This window comes from Undibacterium hunanense (assembly GCF_014284335.1).
In the GTDB taxonomy this organism is placed as follows: Bacteria; Pseudomonadota; Gammaproteobacteria; order Burkholderiales; family Burkholderiaceae_D; genus Undibacterium; species Undibacterium hunanense.
Map to the genome: position 1 here is coordinate 167,613 of NZ_JACOGF010000007.1, position 17,939 is coordinate 185,551.

20 protein-coding genes are annotated in these 17,939 nt (G+C 51.6%); 13 read left to right on the top strand and 7 right to left on the bottom strand.

The features are described from left to right. Positions 1-52: 52 nt before the first annotated feature. From H8L32_RS15060 to H8L32_RS15070, 3 genes are all read left to right on the top strand, one after another. On the top strand, positions 53-973 hold the full coding sequence (locus tag H8L32_RS15060) for a metallophosphoesterase family protein (protein ID WP_186948071.1): 921 nt from the start codon (positions 53-55) through the stop codon (positions 971-973). A 178-nt stretch (positions 974-1,151) separates the two neighbouring features. After that, positions 1,152-2,192, top strand: coding sequence for a GMP reductase (locus H8L32_RS15065; protein WP_186948072.1), 1,041 nt, complete (start codon positions 1,152-1,154; stop codon positions 2,190-2,192). Positions 2,193-2,635: 443 nt separating this feature from the next. Further along, the gene (locus H8L32_RS15070; RefSeq protein WP_186948073.1) at positions 2,636-3,385 is read left to right on the top strand and encodes an energy transducer TonB; all 750 of its coding nucleotides are present in this window, start codon (positions 2,636-2,638) and stop codon (positions 3,383-3,385) included. A gap of 127 nt (positions 3,386-3,512) precedes the next feature. Here the strand turns inward: H8L32_RS15070 and H8L32_RS15075 are convergent, their stop codons facing one another. Beyond that, entirely contained in the window at positions 3,513-4,334 is an 822-nt protein-coding gene (locus H8L32_RS15075) for a tRNA threonylcarbamoyladenosine dehydratase (protein ID WP_186948074.1), read from the bottom strand. Positions 4,335-4,557: 223 nt separating this feature from the next. Between H8L32_RS15075 and H8L32_RS15080 the strand changes: the two genes are divergently transcribed. The 6 genes from H8L32_RS15080 (at position 4,558) to H8L32_RS15105 (ending at position 8,716) form a co-directional block, all read left to right on the top strand. Continuing rightward, a complete protein-coding gene (locus H8L32_RS15080) occupies positions 4,558-5,100 on the top strand; it encodes a hemerythrin domain-containing protein (RefSeq protein WP_186948075.1) in 543 nt (180 codons plus the stop codon). A gap of 41 nt (positions 5,101-5,141) precedes the next feature. Continuing rightward, positions 5,142-5,786, top strand: coding sequence for a pyridoxamine 5'-phosphate oxidase (gene pdxH, locus H8L32_RS15085; RefSeq protein WP_186948076.1), 645 nt, complete (start codon positions 5,142-5,144; stop codon positions 5,784-5,786). Between the two features lie 87 nt (positions 5,787-5,873). Beyond that, on the top strand, positions 5,874-7,004 hold the full coding sequence (locus H8L32_RS15090) for an MGDG synthase family glycosyltransferase (protein ID WP_186948077.1): 1,131 nt from the start codon (positions 5,874-5,876) through the stop codon (positions 7,002-7,004). 11 nt (positions 7,005-7,015) lie between these two features. Continuing rightward, a complete protein-coding gene (locus H8L32_RS15095) occupies positions 7,016-7,504 on the top strand; it encodes a hypothetical protein (protein WP_222619371.1) in 489 nt (162 codons plus the stop codon). Positions 7,505-7,544: 40 nt separating this feature from the next. Beyond that, entirely contained in the window at positions 7,545-8,087 is a 543-nt protein-coding gene (locus H8L32_RS15100; protein ID WP_186948078.1) for a dual specificity protein phosphatase family protein, read from the top strand. Positions 8,088-8,095: 8 nt separating this feature from the next. Further along, complete coding sequence (locus H8L32_RS15105) at positions 8,096-8,716, top strand: SRPBCC family protein (RefSeq protein ID WP_186948079.1); 621 nt, start codon at positions 8,096-8,098, stop codon at positions 8,714-8,716. Between the two features lie 89 nt (positions 8,717-8,805). Here H8L32_RS15105 and H8L32_RS15110 read toward each other — a convergent pair whose 3' ends face one another. The 5 genes from H8L32_RS15110 to H8L32_RS15130 form a co-directional block, all read right to left on the bottom strand. Beyond that, a complete protein-coding gene (locus H8L32_RS15110) occupies positions 8,806-9,831 on the bottom strand; it encodes a hypothetical protein (protein ID WP_186948080.1) in 1,026 nt (341 codons plus the stop codon). A 12-nt stretch (positions 9,832-9,843) separates the two neighbouring features. Next, on the bottom strand, positions 9,844-10,362 hold the full coding sequence (locus H8L32_RS15115; RefSeq protein WP_186948081.1) for a lysozyme: 519 nt from the start codon (positions 10,360-10,362) through the stop codon (positions 9,844-9,846). 371 nt (positions 10,363-10,733) lie between these two features. Further along, a complete protein-coding gene (locus H8L32_RS15120; RefSeq protein WP_230412232.1) occupies positions 10,734-11,174 on the bottom strand; it encodes an HIT family protein in 441 nt (146 codons plus the stop codon). 14 nt (positions 11,175-11,188) lie between these two features. Then, positions 11,189-11,728 carry a peptide-methionine (S)-S-oxide reductase MsrA gene (msrA, locus tag H8L32_RS15125; protein WP_230412233.1) on the bottom strand — a complete coding sequence of 180 codons (540 nt, stop codon included), beginning with the start codon at positions 11,726-11,728 and terminating at the stop codon, positions 11,189-11,191. A gap of 93 nt (positions 11,729-11,821) precedes the next feature. Then, positions 11,822-12,493: a DsbA family protein gene (locus H8L32_RS15130; RefSeq protein ID WP_186948084.1), complete on the bottom strand. Its 672-nt coding sequence runs from the start codon at positions 12,491-12,493 to the stop codon at positions 11,822-11,824. 122 nt (positions 12,494-12,615) lie between these two features. Between H8L32_RS15130 and H8L32_RS15135 the strand changes: the two genes are divergently transcribed. Both H8L32_RS15135 and H8L32_RS15140 read left to right on the top strand, forming a co-directional pair. Continuing rightward, positions 12,616-13,527, top strand: a complete 912-nt coding sequence (locus H8L32_RS15135; protein ID WP_186948085.1) for a LysR family transcriptional regulator — start codon at positions 12,616-12,618, stop codon at positions 13,525-13,527. A 323-nt stretch (positions 13,528-13,850) separates the two neighbouring features. Further along, complete coding sequence (locus H8L32_RS15140; RefSeq protein ID WP_186948086.1) at positions 13,851-14,183, top strand: hypothetical protein; 333 nt, start codon at positions 13,851-13,853, stop codon at positions 14,181-14,183. 194 nt (positions 14,184-14,377) lie between these two features. Here H8L32_RS15140 and H8L32_RS15145 read toward each other — a convergent pair whose 3' ends face one another. Continuing rightward, a complete protein-coding gene (locus tag H8L32_RS15145) occupies positions 14,378-14,692 on the bottom strand; it encodes a hypothetical protein (protein ID WP_186948087.1) in 315 nt (104 codons plus the stop codon). 1,071 nt (positions 14,693-15,763) lie between these two features. Between H8L32_RS15145 and H8L32_RS15150 the strand changes: the two genes are divergently transcribed. Further along, entirely contained in the window at positions 15,764-17,158 is a 1,395-nt protein-coding gene (locus tag H8L32_RS15150) for a hypothetical protein (RefSeq protein WP_230412234.1), read from the top strand. Further along, positions 17,155-17,937: a hypothetical protein gene (locus tag H8L32_RS15155; protein WP_230412235.1), complete on the top strand. Its 783-nt coding sequence runs from the start codon at positions 17,155-17,157 to the stop codon at positions 17,935-17,937. Before H8L32_RS15150 ends, H8L32_RS15155 begins: the two co-directional genes overlap by 4 nt. Positions 17,938-17,939 lie beyond the last annotated feature (2 nt).

The window sequence follows — 17,939 nt, forward strand, 5'->3', positions numbered from 1 at the left end:
CAGGTAAAATACGCGCCTGTCCCTGTTATTGCCTACCTAACAAGAAAAATTCATGCGTCTTTCCATCCTGGCTTTTTGTATCCCTGCCCTGCTCTTCTGTTCTGCCCACGCTACCGATAATACGAAGCAAGCTGGCAAAAAACCGCCGATAAAACCCGTCAGCGTGACAGTGTATGTGGCCGGTGATATAGCTGATTGCAGAAAAAAACCTGCTGAAGAAAGCATGGCGGCAAGGACCGCAGAGCTGATCGCTGCCGGGCTGGATAAGGATAAGACTGCCCGGGCCATCACCCTGGGTGATAACACTTATCCTGTCGGTAACCCCAGTGAATTCACCAAATGTTATGACCCGACCTGGGGTCGTTTCAAGGACAAGACCCTGCCTTCTCCCGGCAACCATGATTACGGCATGCCCAAGGCTTTGGGCTATTACAATTATTTCGGTGACCTGGCCGGGCCGGATCGGCGCGGCTATTATGCGACGCGACTGGGCAAATGGCAGATACTGTCACTCAACAGCAATCTGGACCAACCACAGATGCAGGCACAACTAAGCTGGCTGAAAGAAGAACTGGCCAACAACAAACAAAGCTGCACGCTGGCATTCTGGCATCATCCGGTCTATAGCTCAGGTGGCCACGGCAACAATGAAAACATGCAAGCTGCCTGGAAAATGCTCGCGGCAGCCAAAGCGGATATTGTACTGACTTCGCATGACCATGATTACGAACGCTTTGCGCCGCTGGATGCCAATGGCGACCGCGACGACAAGCAAGGCATACGCAGCTTTGTAGTCGGCACTGGCGGTGCCAAACTGACGCCCATGTTTTTACCCAAGGGGTCAACTGAAATCCGCGACAATTCCACCCATGGGGTACTGAAGCTGAGCCTGCATGACAAGTCTTACGAATGGGAATTTTTGCCAGTACCAGGACAGAGTTTCACCGACAAGGGTAAGGGTAGCTGTCATTAGGCCTGGTAAGTGCTACTCGCAGGTTTCAGTATACGTCTTGTGTGATAAGCCTCATTTACGAATTGGATCAGGCTAAAGAAAATTTTTGAACTATACTCAAGTACGGCTCAACGACTTGATTGCATGACTGCAGCAGGTCGTCGTTTCCCGCGTCCGCCAGGCGCATACAGGGGTCGTCATGCATATAGAAGAAACACTCAGGCTGGATTTCAAGGATGTGTTGATACGTCCTAAACGTTCCACCCTTACCTCCCGTTCCCAGGTCAATCTGGAACGCGAATTCATATTCCATCATTCGCGCAAGACTTATCACGGCATTCCCATCATTGCAGCAAACATGGATTCCACCGGCACCATGGAAATGGCAGAGGCACTGGAACAGCACCAGTTATCGGTAGCGCTGCACAAGCATTATGATGAAGACGTGCTGGTCGATTATTTTTCTGCGCTGCAAAAGAAATCCACGGCCTTTTATTCCATGGGCATCACGCAATCCGATTTTGAGAAATTTTCAGCAGTCATGGCACGGGCGCGCAATGCCATCGAATATGTCTGCATCGATGTGGCGAATGGCTACACGGAAGGCTTTATCAATTTCGTGAAAAAAGTCCGCACCACCTACCCGCACCTGACCATCATGGCTGGCAATGTGGTGACTGGTGATATTACCGAAGAACTGATACTCGCTGGTGCCGATATCGTCAAGGTGGGCATAGGACCAGGCTCGGTCTGTACCACACGCAAGATGACGGGTGTAGGCTATCCGCAATTGTCTGCTGTCATAGAATGCGCCGATGCAGCACATGGCCTGGGCGGGCAGATTTGTGCCGATGGCGGCTGTGTCGTACCGGGTGACCTGGCCAAGGCTTTTGGCGCCGGTGCCGACTTCATCATGCTGGGCGGCATGCTGGCCGGACATGACGAATGTGCAGGTGATCTGGTGGAACGTGATGGTCAGCAGTTCAAACGCTTTTACGGCATGAGCAGCCGCGCAGCCATGGATAAATATGCGGGCGGTGTGGCCAAATACCGCGCGTCAGAAGGCAAGGAAGTGCTGATCCCTTATCGCGGTGCGGTGGAAAACACCCTACAGGATATTTTGGGTGGTGTGCGTTCGGCCTGCACCTATGTAGGTGCACACAAATTGAAGGAGCTGACCAAGCGCACTACCTTCATACGCGTAACTCAGCAATTGAATGAAGTCTTCGGGAAATCCTGATGCTCCAGGAATGCAGTCGCATCCTGCGCTGAATTATTTATATCATTTCATCTCATTTTTACAGACAAAAGCCAGGCTGAATAAAGCTTGGCTTTTTTACATTATTTTCCAGGTCCGGCCAGACTCATAATATGCAGTTAAAACAATTTACGCAGTTTTTGGCACAGTTCCTGCATGGAAATGAACAAAACTGTGATTTTGATGCCTGAATTTTCACATTTTCCAATCACTTCCGTGATTTGATTATTGCCATGGAGTTACTTCCATGGCAGCATAGCCACTCACATTAGTGAAAATTTTCTTGGCACCTGGCCAATTGGCCTTGCACTGCAAGATGGCAAGAATGTCTGCCATGCACCATTTCATTGCAAGCAAATTGGGTCGGCAGGTGCTCTCGATTGCTCTTTTAACTTTAGCTTAAAAATCGCGTTGTCTGGAGTGATATGAAAACAGTAGTCAATAATAAAAGAGGGAAGTTATCAGTTCTGGCTTTGAGTCTGCTGGCTGGCGTGCTGCTGAATACAGCATGTCAAAAAAGCCCTTCAGAGACAGCCGCGAGTACACCAGAAACACCGGCCTCCACTGCGCCCATGCCTACAGGTCTGGTAAAAAATCCGGTAAAACACTCTGACACGGCAGACGTCACCAAGTGGATGGACATGGCGTCAAACAAAACGCCAGCACAGATAGCTAAAGAAGAAAAAGCAGCGAAGGATGCCAAAGAAGCGAAGGCAGCAGCAGATGCAAAAGCTGCAGCAGACGCGAAAGCGGCAGCGGATGCCAAATTACTGGCAGCCAAAGCGCGTGAACCTGTGAGGGTGGCACCGGCTGTGGTAGCAGCACCGGTTGCGACCAAACCTGTTGATATCCCTGCCCCCGTTGTCGCAGCTGCGGCACCCAAGCCTGCTGCGCCAGCACCGGCACCAGTAGAAAACAATGTGTTGAAAGTCGTTTCCAGTGTTCAGCCCAAATACCCTAACGGCGCAGTACGTGCCGGTGTCACTTCCGGTGTGGTGAGTGCCCGTGTACATATCGATGCCGACGGCAAAGTGTCACAAGTGGATATTGTAAAAGCGAATCCACCCAAGCATTTTGACAAGGAAGTGATTGCTGCTGCATCGCAGTGGAAATATGCACCCATTTCCAAACCGCAAACGACCATGCTGGAATTTAATTTCAAGCTGGATAATTAAACGCTGAAACGCACAAGATGAGCGCAAAATAATAGCGCATCACTTCTGCAAGCCTGTCTGCTGTTCGTCTTACTATAGTCGCCCCTGACCGGGGCGATTATTCATTCTGCGTTCAGGAATTCTGTGTTCAAGGTTCAGTTGTTGCCAGCTTGCGCAAGACCTGGGCTGCAGCCATCAGGCCGAAAGAGGCGGTGACAACGATGGAAGAACCAAAACCGGCACAGTTAAGGCCGGTAACACCCGGATTGGTGTCAGCACTGGTATTAGTATTGGCATCGGCCCCGACTTCACACACTTCTGCCGTTTCCGGCATGCTGAGCACTTCCATGGAAAATACGGCATCGATACCGAATTTGCTTTTTGCACCGCGCGGAAAACCGTAATTCTGGCGCAGGCGCTTGCGCACCAGGGCCAGCAAGGGTTCCTGTTCAGTACGGGACAAATCACGGATTTCGATTTTACCCGGATCAGTCTGGCCACCGGCAGCACCAATGGTAATGAGCGGTATGGCATGCTGACGGCAATAGGCGATCAGGGCGGTTTTAGCCTTCACATTATCGATGGCATCAATCACGTAATCAAAACCGGGCTTGCCCAGCATGACATCCAGATTGTCTGGTGTGACGAAATCTTCTACCTGGTGGACCTGGCAATACGGATTGATCAGGGCGATGCGTTCTGCCAGCGCCGTCACCTTGGCCTTGCCTATGGTGTCGGTGTTGGCCTGTATCTGGCGGTTGATATTCGATTCGGCGACGTTATCGAGATCAATCATGCTGATCTGGCCTATCGCACTGCGCGCCAGTGCTTCCACCACCCAGGAGCCGACCCCGCCCACCCCGATGACACAGACATGAGCCTGTCTGAAACGTTCCAGCGCAGCAGCACCATACAGGCGGGCAATGCCACCAAAGCGACGGTCAAAATCGATATCTGTTTCTTGTTGCATGTTGAAGAGCTGGCCAATAAGCCTGACAGTAAGAGCAGGCGCTATTTTACTTGAAGCAGCCTGTCGCCGTTTTACATTCCATACCATTGTTATCTGAAATGAAAGATCTGCCCGGGCATTTGCTCAGCCATGTTGATATGTCGCAAGCGTGTGTGCCGTGTCTATTGCATAATAAGGGCAGGAAGCACGAGCCGCATTTTTGCCACCCAACATGGACAACAGCATGAACACCTTATTCGACAGCGCACCAGGATTTGATCAGCCCCTGGCAGTTCTCAAGCATTGCCATGACCGCATACGCAAGCAACTGGCAACCCTGAGCAAATTGGGCACGCACCTGGCCGGGCATGGCGCGGACGAAGAAGCCAGGCAGGCGGCGCAGGCAGTATTGAATTATTTCACCAAAGCCGCCCCTTTGCATCATGATGATGAGGAAGTGAATCTGTTGCCGGAACTGAAGCGGACTGCCAAAGAAGACGATGCAGCCCTGCTGGCCAGGCTGGCACCCACGATTCTTGACCAGCATGGCATCATGAATACCCAGTGGCAGCAACTGGAAAAACAATTGCGTGTCATCGTCGCAAGCGCAGACTGCGCCCCGGCCAGTCTGTCGGCCACCGATGTGCAGGCATTCAATGCCCTTTATGATGAACACATGCAGATTGAAGAAACACATATCGCTCCCATGGCAAAGCGCCTGTTTTCTGCCGCGCAGATGGCAGACCTTGGGGCCGCCATGCAGGCACGCCGGGGTATCAAGACCTGAATTCTGCTTTGCTCAATTTATCTAAATAATCAAGGAAAAACATGTCCATCGCTGATATACGTACCGACTACCGCCAGGCCAGCCTGTCCGAGTCGGATGTGAGTGCCGACCCCTTTACCCAGTTTGCCAACTGGTTCGACCAGGCCCTGAAAGCCGATGTAGCCGAACCGAATGCCATGACTTTGTCTACAGTGAATGCAGAGGGTCGTCCCAGTTCACGGATAGTGCTGATCAAGGAATTCGATCAGCGCGGTTTTTCCTGGTTCACCAATTATGAAAGTGCCAAGGGCCAGGACATGGCACACAATCCGCATGTCGCCCTGCTGTTTTTCTGGACTGCGCTGGAACGGCAGGTGCGTATAGAAGGCCGTATAGAGAAATTGACGGATGCCGAAAACGATGCCTACTTCTTCAGCCGCCCGCTGGGTAGTCAGCAGGGTGCGCATGCGTCGCAACAAAGCCAGCCTATTGCCAGCCGCGACGTGCTGGAACAGCAACTGGCTGCTGTCGTCAGTCAGTTCGGGGATACCCCGCCAAGACCGGCGCATTGGGGTGGCTACCGTCTGGTGCCAGACAGAATCGAATTCTGGCAAGGCCGCAGCTCGCGCCTGCATGACCGCATCGTCTACACCCGCAATACTGGTGATATCGACGATAACTGGAGTATCGTGCGTCTGCAACCTTAAGAACACCCGTCTGCAAGGCCTCGATTTTGGCGGCGGTCTTGCGGAGCATGGTATTCTCGGTGTTTTTTTATCATTTCGCCGATGCCCATGCAGAAGAAAAAAATCTTGTTATTAAGCGTTTCCGCTGGTGCCGGTCATAAGCGGGCCGCCGAGGCAATACGGGCAACGGCATTGCAACAGTCTGAAGAACTGGAAGTCAGTCACCTTGATGTGATGGATTTTGTGACTGCAGGTTTTCGTAAAGTCTATACGGATTTTTATATCAAGCTGGTCAACAAGGCACCGACCTTGTGGGGCTATCTTTACCATGCGACGAATGAGGCACAGGCTGACGGCACCATGGAAAAACTCCGGCGTGGCATAGAGCGCCTGAATGCGCGGCCACTGCTACAGGCAATTGCCGATTTCCAGCCGGATGTGATCATCTGCACGCATTTTTTACCTGCAGAAATGCTGTCGCGCTTGCTGCGCAAGGAAAGACTGCATTGCCCGGTGTGGGTACAGGTTACCGATTTTGATCTGCACCGCATGTGGGTGCATGAACACATGGCCGGCTATTTTGCCGCCAGTGAAGAAGTCGCTGACCGCATGCGGGCAAATGGTATCGCTGCCGGACAGATTCATGTGACCGGCATTCCCATCATGCCCGCCTTCACCCAGCACCTTGACCGGACTGTCTGTGCCCGCGAATTTGGTCTGGACCCGGCATGCCAGACCTTCATGCTGATGGGTGGTGGCGCGGGCCTGGGCGGACTGGACAAAGTGGCAGAACGCCTGTTGTCGCTACCAGGACATTTCCAGCTGATAGTACTGGCCGGTAATAACGCACCTGCCCTGCACGCCTTGCAACAACTGGCACAGCGCTATCCTGGCCGTCTTTTGCCCCAGGGATTTACGGACAAGGTGGAACGCCTGATGGCTTGCTCTGATCTGGTGATCACCAAGCCGGGTGGCCTGACAACCTCGGAATGCCTGGCCATGGGTTTGCCCATGATAGTCAATTCACCGATACCCGGGCAGGAAGAACGCAATGCCGATTTCTTGCTGGAACAGGGTGTGGCAATGAAGGCGTATGATGATGTCAGCCTGACGTACCGGGTCAATTATCTGTTGCAGCACCCTGACAAACTCAGGGACATGCATGACAAGGCCAGGGCATTGGGCAAACCCCATGCCGCCAGCCAGGTCTTGCAGCAGATTCTGGGCCAGGCATCATAAGCAGGGACAAGATGATGAAATCTTCATTCAAATCCTTTGTGCTGACATTTGCGTTCGCCGTTTTACTGGCTGTGTTTTTTGCCCAGGTAGAAATACAGATAGAGGGCAGTGCAGGCTGGGCCGCCAACCTGCCGACCTGGCGCATAGAAAAACACTGGCTGCTGGATATTTTTTGGGGTGGACGCGCCATGACGGGCTACCATGCCTGGGTGTTTCCCTTCATCGCCCTGTTCTTCCATTTTCCCTTTGTCATGATGCAGCAATGGACGGGGAAGCTGGAATGCCGTGCCATCGCCAATATCATCACCTTCTGGATAGTCGAAGATTTCATGTGGTTTATCCTGAACCCGGCCTATGGATTTGCCCGCTTTAATCCAGTGGAAGTGAAATGGCATGTTCACTGGTTGCTGGGCTTTCCGGTTGATTATCTGCTGGGCCTGATCGCAGGTTTTTTTCTTTATCGTTTTTCATACAAGACACATGCGCAAGTACAAACTTAAGCCAAAGTCGAAACCTCTACTGCAACTGTTACTGGGATGCATGGCAGCACTCAGCATCAGTTTGTCATCATCCTCCGCCATCGCTGAAGAGGCCCGCCCTGCCGCATGGGCCAGCCCGGTAGCCGCTACACAGAACCTGTTTCGCGTAACACCGGTGTTTTATCGCAGCGCCCAATTGCAAAGCAAGGACCTGGCGCTATTGCAGTCTCTGGGTATCAAAACGGTGGTCAGCCTGCGGTCCTTCCACTCTGATGAGGAAGTGCTGAAAAATTCCGGTATCCGCCTGCAACGCATAGGCATCAATACCTGGGATATCAACGACAAGAATGTGATTGCCGCCCTGCGCGCCTTGCAGGCAGCCGAGAAGGATGGCCCGGTACTATTGCACTGCATGCATGGTGCCGACCGTACCGGACTGGTGACGGCCATGTACCGCATCCTTAACCAGGGCTGGACCAGGGACCAGGCACTGGAAGAGTTGACCAAAGGTGGTTATGGCTACCATAGCATGTGGAAAAATATTCCCGATTATCTGCGTAAGGTGGATATCGATAAAATTCGTCAAGCTGTAGTTCAACCATGAGTTTAATCATGATATCGACCAAGAAGTTTACAAGACATGCGCTGGTATGCAGTCTGCTGGCCATTACACAGATACAGACACAGGCAGGGGCCGCGCAACTGGATGTCAGCAAATTCAATGACACCGACGTGCAATTGCTGGACCAGAGCAAGCCCGACAGCAACGGCAAAACCTTTGTCGCAGGCACCATCTTGAATGCACCAGTCAGCAAGGTATGCGCTATATTGCAGGCGTATGAAGATTATCCCAGCTTCATGCCGAATACCGCCAAAGCCAAAGTCGCACGCCAGCCAGATGAGTCTGCACTGGTAGATTTCACCCTGAATCTGCCGCTGGGCAAAGTGAAAAAATATCGCCTGAAAATGATGCCAAAGGCCAGCCTGGCCACTTGTTACCTGAGCTGGAAATTACAGCCATGGGAAGGCTTGAAACAGGAAGAAACCATTGCAGATACCAGCGGCTATTGGGACTTGACGACAGTGGCAGGCAATCCCAATAAAACAGTGGTCAGATACCAGGTCTTTACCGACCCGGGCCCGGTACCCATGGGACTGGGCTGGATCGTTGACAGCATGAGCAAGGACAGCATACCCAAGATGATGGATGCATTGAGAAACAAGCTGCGCTGATCGCCATCCCCTTATCCTCTTCTTCCTGCAATAAAAAAACGGGGAACCCAGGGTTCCCCGTTTTGGCATCTGCTGCGTATTTTCTGAGCTTAAGTCTCCGCAGTATAGCCAGCCTTGGGATCATCGGACGCGACCTTGGCGCCATCCGGCGCAGCCTTGCCCTGTTGCTCAGGGATTTTGAAGCCTGCGTAAGTACCGGCACTCATCCCCAGCAATGTCAGGATATTGCCATCAAACAAGGGCATATCGAAGTGCTGTATCACGTAGACCAGGAACAACACGCCAATCAGGACATTGAATACCAGCATCTGGAAACGATGCAGGGTCAGACCCTGGCTGTCGCTGAGGACGTCTTTAAAGAAGCCTTTGCTTTCACCAAACTGGTTTTGCTTGCTGACATCCACACCAGCCGCTGTCAGGTAAGTAGCGCTGCCTATGCCAAGCAAACCCAGGGCCTGCGGTGAAATAGTAGGAATGCCTTCAGCCACTATCCACAGCCAGATATACGATACCAGCACAATGAAGAACCACCACGCCATTTGTACCCGCGCCAGACTGAAAGTACGTTCACCGACCGCGGCAGAGGAGCTGTCACGCAGCAGGCCAGAATCCCGTCCCAGCCGGAACAGGGCATAGCCAACAATAGCGATAAACCCAAAACCAAATAAAACACAAATCGGCTTCAGTACCTGGAAACGCAAGACTCCGCTTGTCAGGATGGCGGTGCTGCCACCATTTTTGAAACTGACGTTGAACGGCAAGTCCCGATGGTAATTGTGCCGCATTTCCTGCCAGGGAGAACCCATCAGGGATTCACGTTCCAGCGCCGAATTACCTGTATCTGCCTGTGGCAAATGAAAAACCAGCTTGTTCATGACAGGATCAGGATTGCAATCTTTCAGTTTCCGTTGACTGAGTATGCCATTGATACGCAGTTCAACCAGATCGAACTGGTCAGTTGCCAGAGAGGCGCAAACACCAGCAGCGGGAATGTCGATATCCCCGCTGAGATCAATTTCTATCGGCCCACCAGGTTTGACGGCCTCATTTGCCTGTACCAGTCCCGCGCACAGAAGCAGCGTACACATCAGCATTTTTTTTAACAGGAGCGGCATCTTGTTCTCTCTTCAGTTAGTTACTGGCAATACAAACAAAGCGCGTTCAGCGGCGCGACGTGTGACCAGTCCTGGCAGTGTCTTGCCGCCGGCCATGGTCCAGCGACCAAACTGGTCAGCGGCCCCTGCCCTGTCATTCGCATTGAGTTTTTTCAGAAGTGTGGAACTTCTCAGATTGCCTATACCCAGATTAAAAGTAAAACTGGTCAGCGCACCATATTCATTGTCGTTCAGGGCCACCGTCACCACGGACAGCACGTCACGACCTGCACTCATCAGATCCGTCTGCAACAGAGTGGTAGCCTGCGCCAGGGTAATGCCGTCCGGATACAGAGCTTTCACTTGCAGACTATCTGCCTGCCCTTTCAGGAAACGCCCCTGATAGGTGATGGCATGGCCCCAGCCTATGGTCCAGATATTCACGGGGTCGAGATAGGGGTCGATATTGCTGGTGGCTGGATTGCCGTCTGGTATGCCTTCAAACTGTTTGACCAGATTAACGGTTGCCTGATTCACTTCACGAAGCGCCATTTTTTTCTCCCTGTTATTGGCATGGGTAAGCCATGCAAGGATGAAAAGCAGAGTGAACCTGATTCTTGGAACCTGTTTACGATCTTACTGCGCGAGTGTGATCGGGGCTCATGTGCTGCTCAAAATGCTCATGTACTACAAGTACATTCCGCTTTTTGCGCTGCTCTTCACCCCGCTGACGCTCGCTACAGATCGTAAACAGGTTCTCGGATCAGTAATTACCAACTGCATTCAGAACCTATGCACAGACTGGGAGAATAATATCAAATAAACAAACAAGTATGACAATTTTTTAAGTTATCTGTAGCGATACTCAAATGCATGCTCGTGTGGCAAGGCAAACCCGTGGCGGGCAGGTATCATGCCTGGTTTCAGCGATGTGTCGTTGCAATCAGCGCTTGCAAAACATCGCTGTTTTTGATTTTTTCTGCGTGGCTGTATAAAACTTCCAGCCCGGGTTCCTTGCGCGGCCAGCCCAGGTCGACACCATCGCCCAGATACCTGGGCAGTACATGCAGGTGCAGGTGCGGCACGGTTTGCCAGCCCGCCTCGCGGTTGGCCTGCAAGACGGTAATGCCTTCAGGTTGATACACATCCTGCACGGCTCTTGCTATATGACGGGCGGCACGCATCATCGCCATGGCAGATGCTTCATCAGCATCCATCAGCGTCTGGTAGGGCTGGCGCGTGGCAACCAGTACATGCCCAGGATTGACCTGCCCTGCATCCATGAAGGCAAACACCAGTTCATCTTCATAGACGATGGCACAGGGCAAGTCGCCCGACATCAGTCTTTCAAATATCGTGGGCATGAGCATCCCTGTTTTCAGGCAATCAGCTTGCTGGCAAACAGTTTCCTGGCCTTTGCCACTTTGGGGGCCACCACGAACGAACAATAGCCTTGCTGCGGGTTTTGGCGATAATAATTCTGGTGATAGGCTTCTGCCAGATAAAACATGGGGGCCGGGCTGATTTCAGTGACGATGGGGTCATCCCAGACTTTGGCCATGTCCGCCACCACCTGTCTGGCGATTGCCTGTTGCTGTTCATCATGAAAGAAAATGACTGAGCGATATTGCGTACCTGCATCATTGCCCTGGCGATTCAGCGTCGTCGGGTCATGAATGGTAAAGAATATCTGCAGCAAATCATGGTAGCTGACAACTGCCGGGTCAAAAGTCAGACGCACAACTTCGGCATGGCCCGTTTTGCCGGTACAGATCTGTTCATAGCTGGGCTGGTGCACACTACCACCAGCGTAACCGGATTCCACTTTCGATACACCACGGATTTGCTGGAATACTGCCTCGGTACACCAGAAACAGCCGCCGCCCAATGTGGCAAATTCAGTTGATGTCGTGTTCATTACATTCTCCCTGTCAAGACTCATTAGTCGTCATGGGGAGCATTTTCTTACATTTGCGGTAAGTCTGCCCGCCGTGGCAGCGGATTAATCAACTCAAGCTGTATTACGCGAGACAAGCGCCTGTTCTATCTGCTCAACGAAAAGTCTGCCATCCTGATAGGCTGCGCTGTGATCCAACCGCAGGAATTGTCCATTGGCTTCCAGAATGAAAGTTGGAAAACCCTGTGCACCCACCTGGCGTAATAACTGGTGAGCCAGCCTGGTCTGCCCCGGCAAATCTGCCTGCGCCTTGGCGTAGCAATCCTTGAACATTTCTGCCGTGACATCCAGCCCGGCTGCCAGTTGACTGAGTAGCCACAGGTCGTTGACATCGGCAGCATCGACATAATGGGCGTGCTGTATTTTTTCCAGCATGCCAAGTCCGGCATCCGCCGCGATTTCACCCACCGCAGCCAGGGCAGCCACGCCGCTTACGGCAGTAGCTGCCGGCACGGAATAATAACTGAGTGAAGCAGTATTCTTTACCTTGCTCAGATAGGCAGAACCAAACAGCACACCGGATAACTTGGCAATATGTTGATCAGCAGAAATAATATGCTCACGATAGGCCGCAGGGATGACATTGATTTCGGGGAACAGCAAACCAGGATGAAACACCATGGACAGGCGCTCAGAGAAATGTGTTTGTGACTGTCTCAGAAAAGGGCTGGCGGCATAACACCAGCCACAAAGCGGGTCAAACACGATATGTAATCTGGCTTCCATGCCTGCGTCCTCTAAGTTCGAATGGTGTTGCTATTGTATACATTACCAGATGCAAGAAAAAGCGCGTATGATAAAAATCATCTTTCTGATAAACAGAACAATCATCATGGATTCTTAGCATAATGCATTTTGATCAACTACGCCGCATGGCCCTGTTTGCCCAGGTTGTGCGGCATGGCTCTTTTTCCGCCGCTGCCAGGGCAATGAATCTTGCTACTTCGGTCCTCAGTACCGCAGTTTCGCAGCTGGAAGACGAACTGGGCGTGCGCCTGCTGCACCGGACCACGCGCCGCCTGTCACTGACAGAGCTGGGCCAGGATTTTTATAGCCGCTGCACAGACATGCTGGCATCTGCTGAAGCCGCGCAAAACCTGATTGCAGAAAGCTCGGGCGACATCGCTGGCAGGCTGCGCATTTCTGCGGCTTCCGATGTTGCCGACAATATTCTGCTGCCGGCACTGACACCCCTGACGCTGAAACATCCGAGGTTATTGCTGGATATACAGGTAGCCGACGATATCGTTGACATGGCAGCACAGCAAATCGACTTGTCGATACGCTCCGGCTGGATGCGCGATTCTTCACTGGTGGCACGCAAGCTGGCGGACCTGCATGAGGTGCTGGTGGCGGCCCCATCCTATCTGCAAAAACGGGGCATTCCACAGACACCAGATGATTTATCGCAACATCACATGATCGGTATGACGAGACTGAATGATCCCTGCACTCTGAACCTGAAAAACGCAGCAGAGCATACAGTCAAAGTCAGCCTGCCTGCTGCCGCCATGACAGACAGCGTGCGGCTGTCTTCAGAAATGGCAATCAGCGGCTTTGGCCTGGCCCGCTTGCCCTCCTACGCAGCTGCCAACGCCCTGCGTGATGGCAGGCTGATTGCCGTGCTGAAAGACTGGACACTGCCGCTGGCCGGAGTGTATGCCGTCACACTGAAACGTGCCCTGCAACCGCAAAAAGTACAGGCTGCCATTGAGGCGCTGGGGGATTTTCTGGGGCCTGCTGCTGACCGAAACCAATAGCATTTGCAGCGACCAAAATAGTCAGCACAAATCAGCGGAAATCAGTGCAGATCAACGCAAAAATGTAACTTCAATACCGTTTACTTACAAAAAATTACACAACTATTTATATAGTTAAACTTAATATACGCATAGAATATCGAACCCGATTTTATTGCTTTTTAGCAAAACTTTTAGAAAATATTTTCGTCATTGCTTCTTCCTCCAGACATCAGCTTGCAGCGTCGCGGAATGAATCACGAAATGAATCACGAAATCGGGTTTTGTTTCAGGGTCGCTGCCTGCGCAGCATTGATTACTTTTCTGTTATTGAATTAAATGCCATGCTAATCGACGTCATCAAAAACAGTCTCAGAAATATTTTCAGGGTACGCAACCAGCGCGCCGTGACACCCGCCGGCCCCAAACCTGCGTTTGGCAGCACCATCGTGCTCAAGCGATTAAAAATGCAATTAATCGTTCCCATCGACTATGAGCAATGGGACTGGCTGACCGAAAAAGGCTGGCGCACGCTGGACATGCGCCAAAACCGCCGTCGTTACTTCCGGGTACAAAGAAAAGCCGTCACCCGCCTGCTGCACGCCAGCCAGGACGACCGCGAAGCATTGCATCAGCAAATCGTGGAATATCGCTACGACAAAAAGCGCCTGCACTGAGCTAACTTTATATAATTTTATTGAAATCCCGTGGCGAGTTTCTTAGTGAAAGCTAAAGCCTGATGCATTGTCGGGGGAGTGCAAATTTGTTGCATTTCATGCCTATACAACACTGGCGACAAGCACTGAATCGCTTTGATATAGAATTTGGTGAGCGCATCAGCTCACCAATAGTTCAGTGAAAACTTACGCAGTTACTTTAAAGGCTCAGATAAAACTTTTATTACGTCTATAGGGGGAATAAAATATGCTGCTACACCTCTACATAACGGTGGATCGCAATGATCGACAAAATTCTCAGGTACATGCATTGCACCGGCGTAGCGACAATCAAACTTGTAATATTTCTCTACCTCTTGTTCCTTTACCAACTGCTCCTTTACCTTTGCCATCCCATTATCACCCATGGCGCATTTAATGAAATAAAATTTGTTTGCACGCACTTTAGCTTCACCAGCTTTGACGTCCAGATCATAAGCTTGTACCTGTATGACAGCTACTTTTTCCATTTATAAGTCCTGGTTATCTCTAAAAACAGCACTATGTGCCACGAAATGGACTCTGTTGCTGTCAGAGAAGCTCTCTTGCAAATTAAGTCCAATAACTTATTATACGTGGTTGTTATGTCCACTTTTCAATAGCATTTGCATGGAGAGTCCATATGTGTACCCACTACACTCCTGGTCGCAGTAGCAAGTTTGCCTGCCTTGAAGCAACGGGTAACGACCTGGACAAGTGACACACAGATACATGGCCTGATTACCATGCTCCAATTATCAAACACGACTTCCAAGGCTCCAGGGTTGCTGTGTTGAGGAACTACGGCCTGATAGCTAAGACGAAAATCTCTCCAGGAGAGAAACGCTATTATTGCCCACAGAGGCTATCTACCTCGTCCCCAACAGCTTGAAAACGGCTGGAACCACAGCGCCCATAAACAATCATGGGTACAGGAGGCTATGGGAGCAAGACAAGTTATATAGTCGTTTTCGATAAAATGCCGCCAGATGTAAAAACAACTGGCAAACGCAAAACTTGACTGGATGATGGCTAATCGCCTGCACTACTACACTCGCACCCTGGAAATTAGTAAGTTCCTTCATTCGTGACAGCTTGCCCCTAAATAGCAATAAAATAAATAATTGTTATATTTATTTAGTTGTGCAACATGCAAAATTTTCCACGTGCTAACGTGATGGATTGTCACTTTTAATACCTCTCTCACTATGCCTAAAATTTTTCAAGCTGTACTGATAGCCAATAGTTTTCTCACCTGTGCTTGTGCTCCACCAGAACAGAACAGAACAGAACCAAAGAATTCGCTGCATCACAGTTGAAAGACCCTCAGTCTAGAAATAGCGAAGCTAAATAATGCAAGTGTTATGAGTGGTAGGGGCGTAATTAGCGGGACTCAAATTCAAGAATTAACAAATTCAAAAAGGCTCGCGCTCCTTTGGAATAAATATTGCTAATTTCACATGCACATGTCTTGTTGACTTATTGAGCCGACGCTTACTCAACGTAAGGTAAAATAAGCGCTAAATATACGAATAAAAAAGCAAGGAATCATTAAATAAAGCATGCAGAATTTTAGTGACGACGCTCACGTCCAGACCGGGGAAGACCTCGCTCTGCAGACGTATTTCAAAACTGGCATCACTCCTGACGACGTTTCCGCTGTATTCCCCCTGAGACGTGCCCAGCCTGTATTGCAGGCGTTCACGGCGCTGTTTCATGGCGGATTCAACGGTGTATTACTACGCCTGCTGGTCTTGCGTGAACTGACAGCAGACGTGGAAACACCGTCGCTGAGCCGTGCCGATATCAATACCAAACTGGCCTATCTGGAACCGGACGCGCTGGAAACCGTGCTGTCGCGCCTGCGCACCACCGGTTTGCTGATCTGGGATGCCAGTCAGTCTGTGTATCGCATCACCCCGACCGCCAGGAATGTGCTGGCGGCGCTGGAATCGCTGCTGCATATCGAAGAGCACAATGACCAGGCCGAAATGAGCTATATGCTGACCCAGGTCGCCGGTGCGCAGGCAGTGGGTGGCGTATCGGTAGAGCAGTTGCATCATCTGCTGGGACGGCTGATAGAACTGACAGAAGAATTTTCGGATGCGATTGCCTCCGGTTCCGAATTCCAGTTGCGCACGGCCCAGCAAAAATGGCATACCGCCTGCGACTGGGTAGAAAAAGGCTCGCAGATCATTCATGCCATCACCAATGACAGCCGGGCCGATTCGGCCACCCACAAAGCGGCGCAGGCCATAGGCCGTGCCCAGAGTGCGCTGCTGAACATGCAGGGCATGTTTTCGCGGGCCCTGAACCAGATCGAACGCCAGCGCGTGCATCTGGGGCAGTCTGGCCTGTCGACAACGGATATCAAGACCTGGCTCTTGCAAAAAGAAGACCTGGCATCCCTGGCAGACGATGCGCTGGCAAAGCCTGTGACGCCCATGTTTATCACGCCGTCAGAAATGATAGACGTGGCAGAAAGCGAATTACTGAGCCACCGCGTATCTGCCCTGGCCGGTGCCCTGCCTGCCGGTGAAAATGCACCGTCGGTCGCCAATGAAGACAGCGATGCCCTGCATGAACTGGATCACTGGCTGGCCTTGCTGACTGAAGCCGATGCCAGCGACAAGCCGATAGTCTTGCAGGATATCTTGCTGCCATCGAGTTTTGCAATTGCTTCTTACCGCGCCTCCATGCTGCCCTTGCTGGGCGACGCCAATGAATCTGCCTTGCAGGGTGCCACGGCTATTCTGGCCCGTCTGCCGCTGGTATTCAATTCCAAAGACAAAATGCAAAAGGTACATGATGATCATGTGGCCGCGATTTCCATCGCCAGCCTGAGTACCATACCGACTGTGGCCAGCACGCCAGCCACTAGGGTAAAAACGGCCACCGTCGCTGAACAAGCACCCTTGCCTTCTGCCACCTCAGCACCAACGAGAGAAACACCATGACCGAAGATGCACAAATCCTGATCGCCCGCTTGCTGGCGCACCAGACCCTGCGCCGTGAAGACAAGCTGGTCAAACGTGCGCTGTCAGATGAAATATTCCGCACAGAAATCGACACACGTCTGAAAGCCTGCGGCATGAAGTTTGTTGATAACGTGTATGCCGACTATGTCACCCTGGCACTGACACGCGATAGTGAATCCAAAGTATTCGGCACCAAAGAAACCTGGCAAAACAATAATTTCGGCCTGGCACGCGACGGTGTGGCCCTGCTGGTCGTGTTGTGGTCGCTGATTATTTTGCCCAAGCGTGAACGCCAGGAAGCCCATCAACTGGCAGAAGAAGACCAAAACGATATGTTCGGCAAGGACAAACCCATGCCGCGTGCAGAAGATACCTCGATAGGTATTTCTTACCGTGCCCTGCTGGCAGACTTTGGTGAAAAACTGGGCAAGAAAACCCGTATGGACATGAACCTGGGCCAGTTGGCACGCGTCGGTTTTATCGAGCGCAAGGCAGACCTGATACTGGAAGGGCCGTTGCTGGATTTGCTGATGGATACCGATACCCTGAAAGACCGCATCATCAATGGTGCGCTGTCAGATATTTTCCAGATCCCGGCACCGCGCACACCAGCCATCATCGAACCCGCAGATAGCATTGAGCCAGTTGCTGCAGCCGCAGCAGGCGAAGACGACACAACGCAAACTGCCGCAGATATCCAGGTTGATGCCGCTACTGACAGCAATGCTGATCTCAACATCCATACCGGAAAAGAATAAGA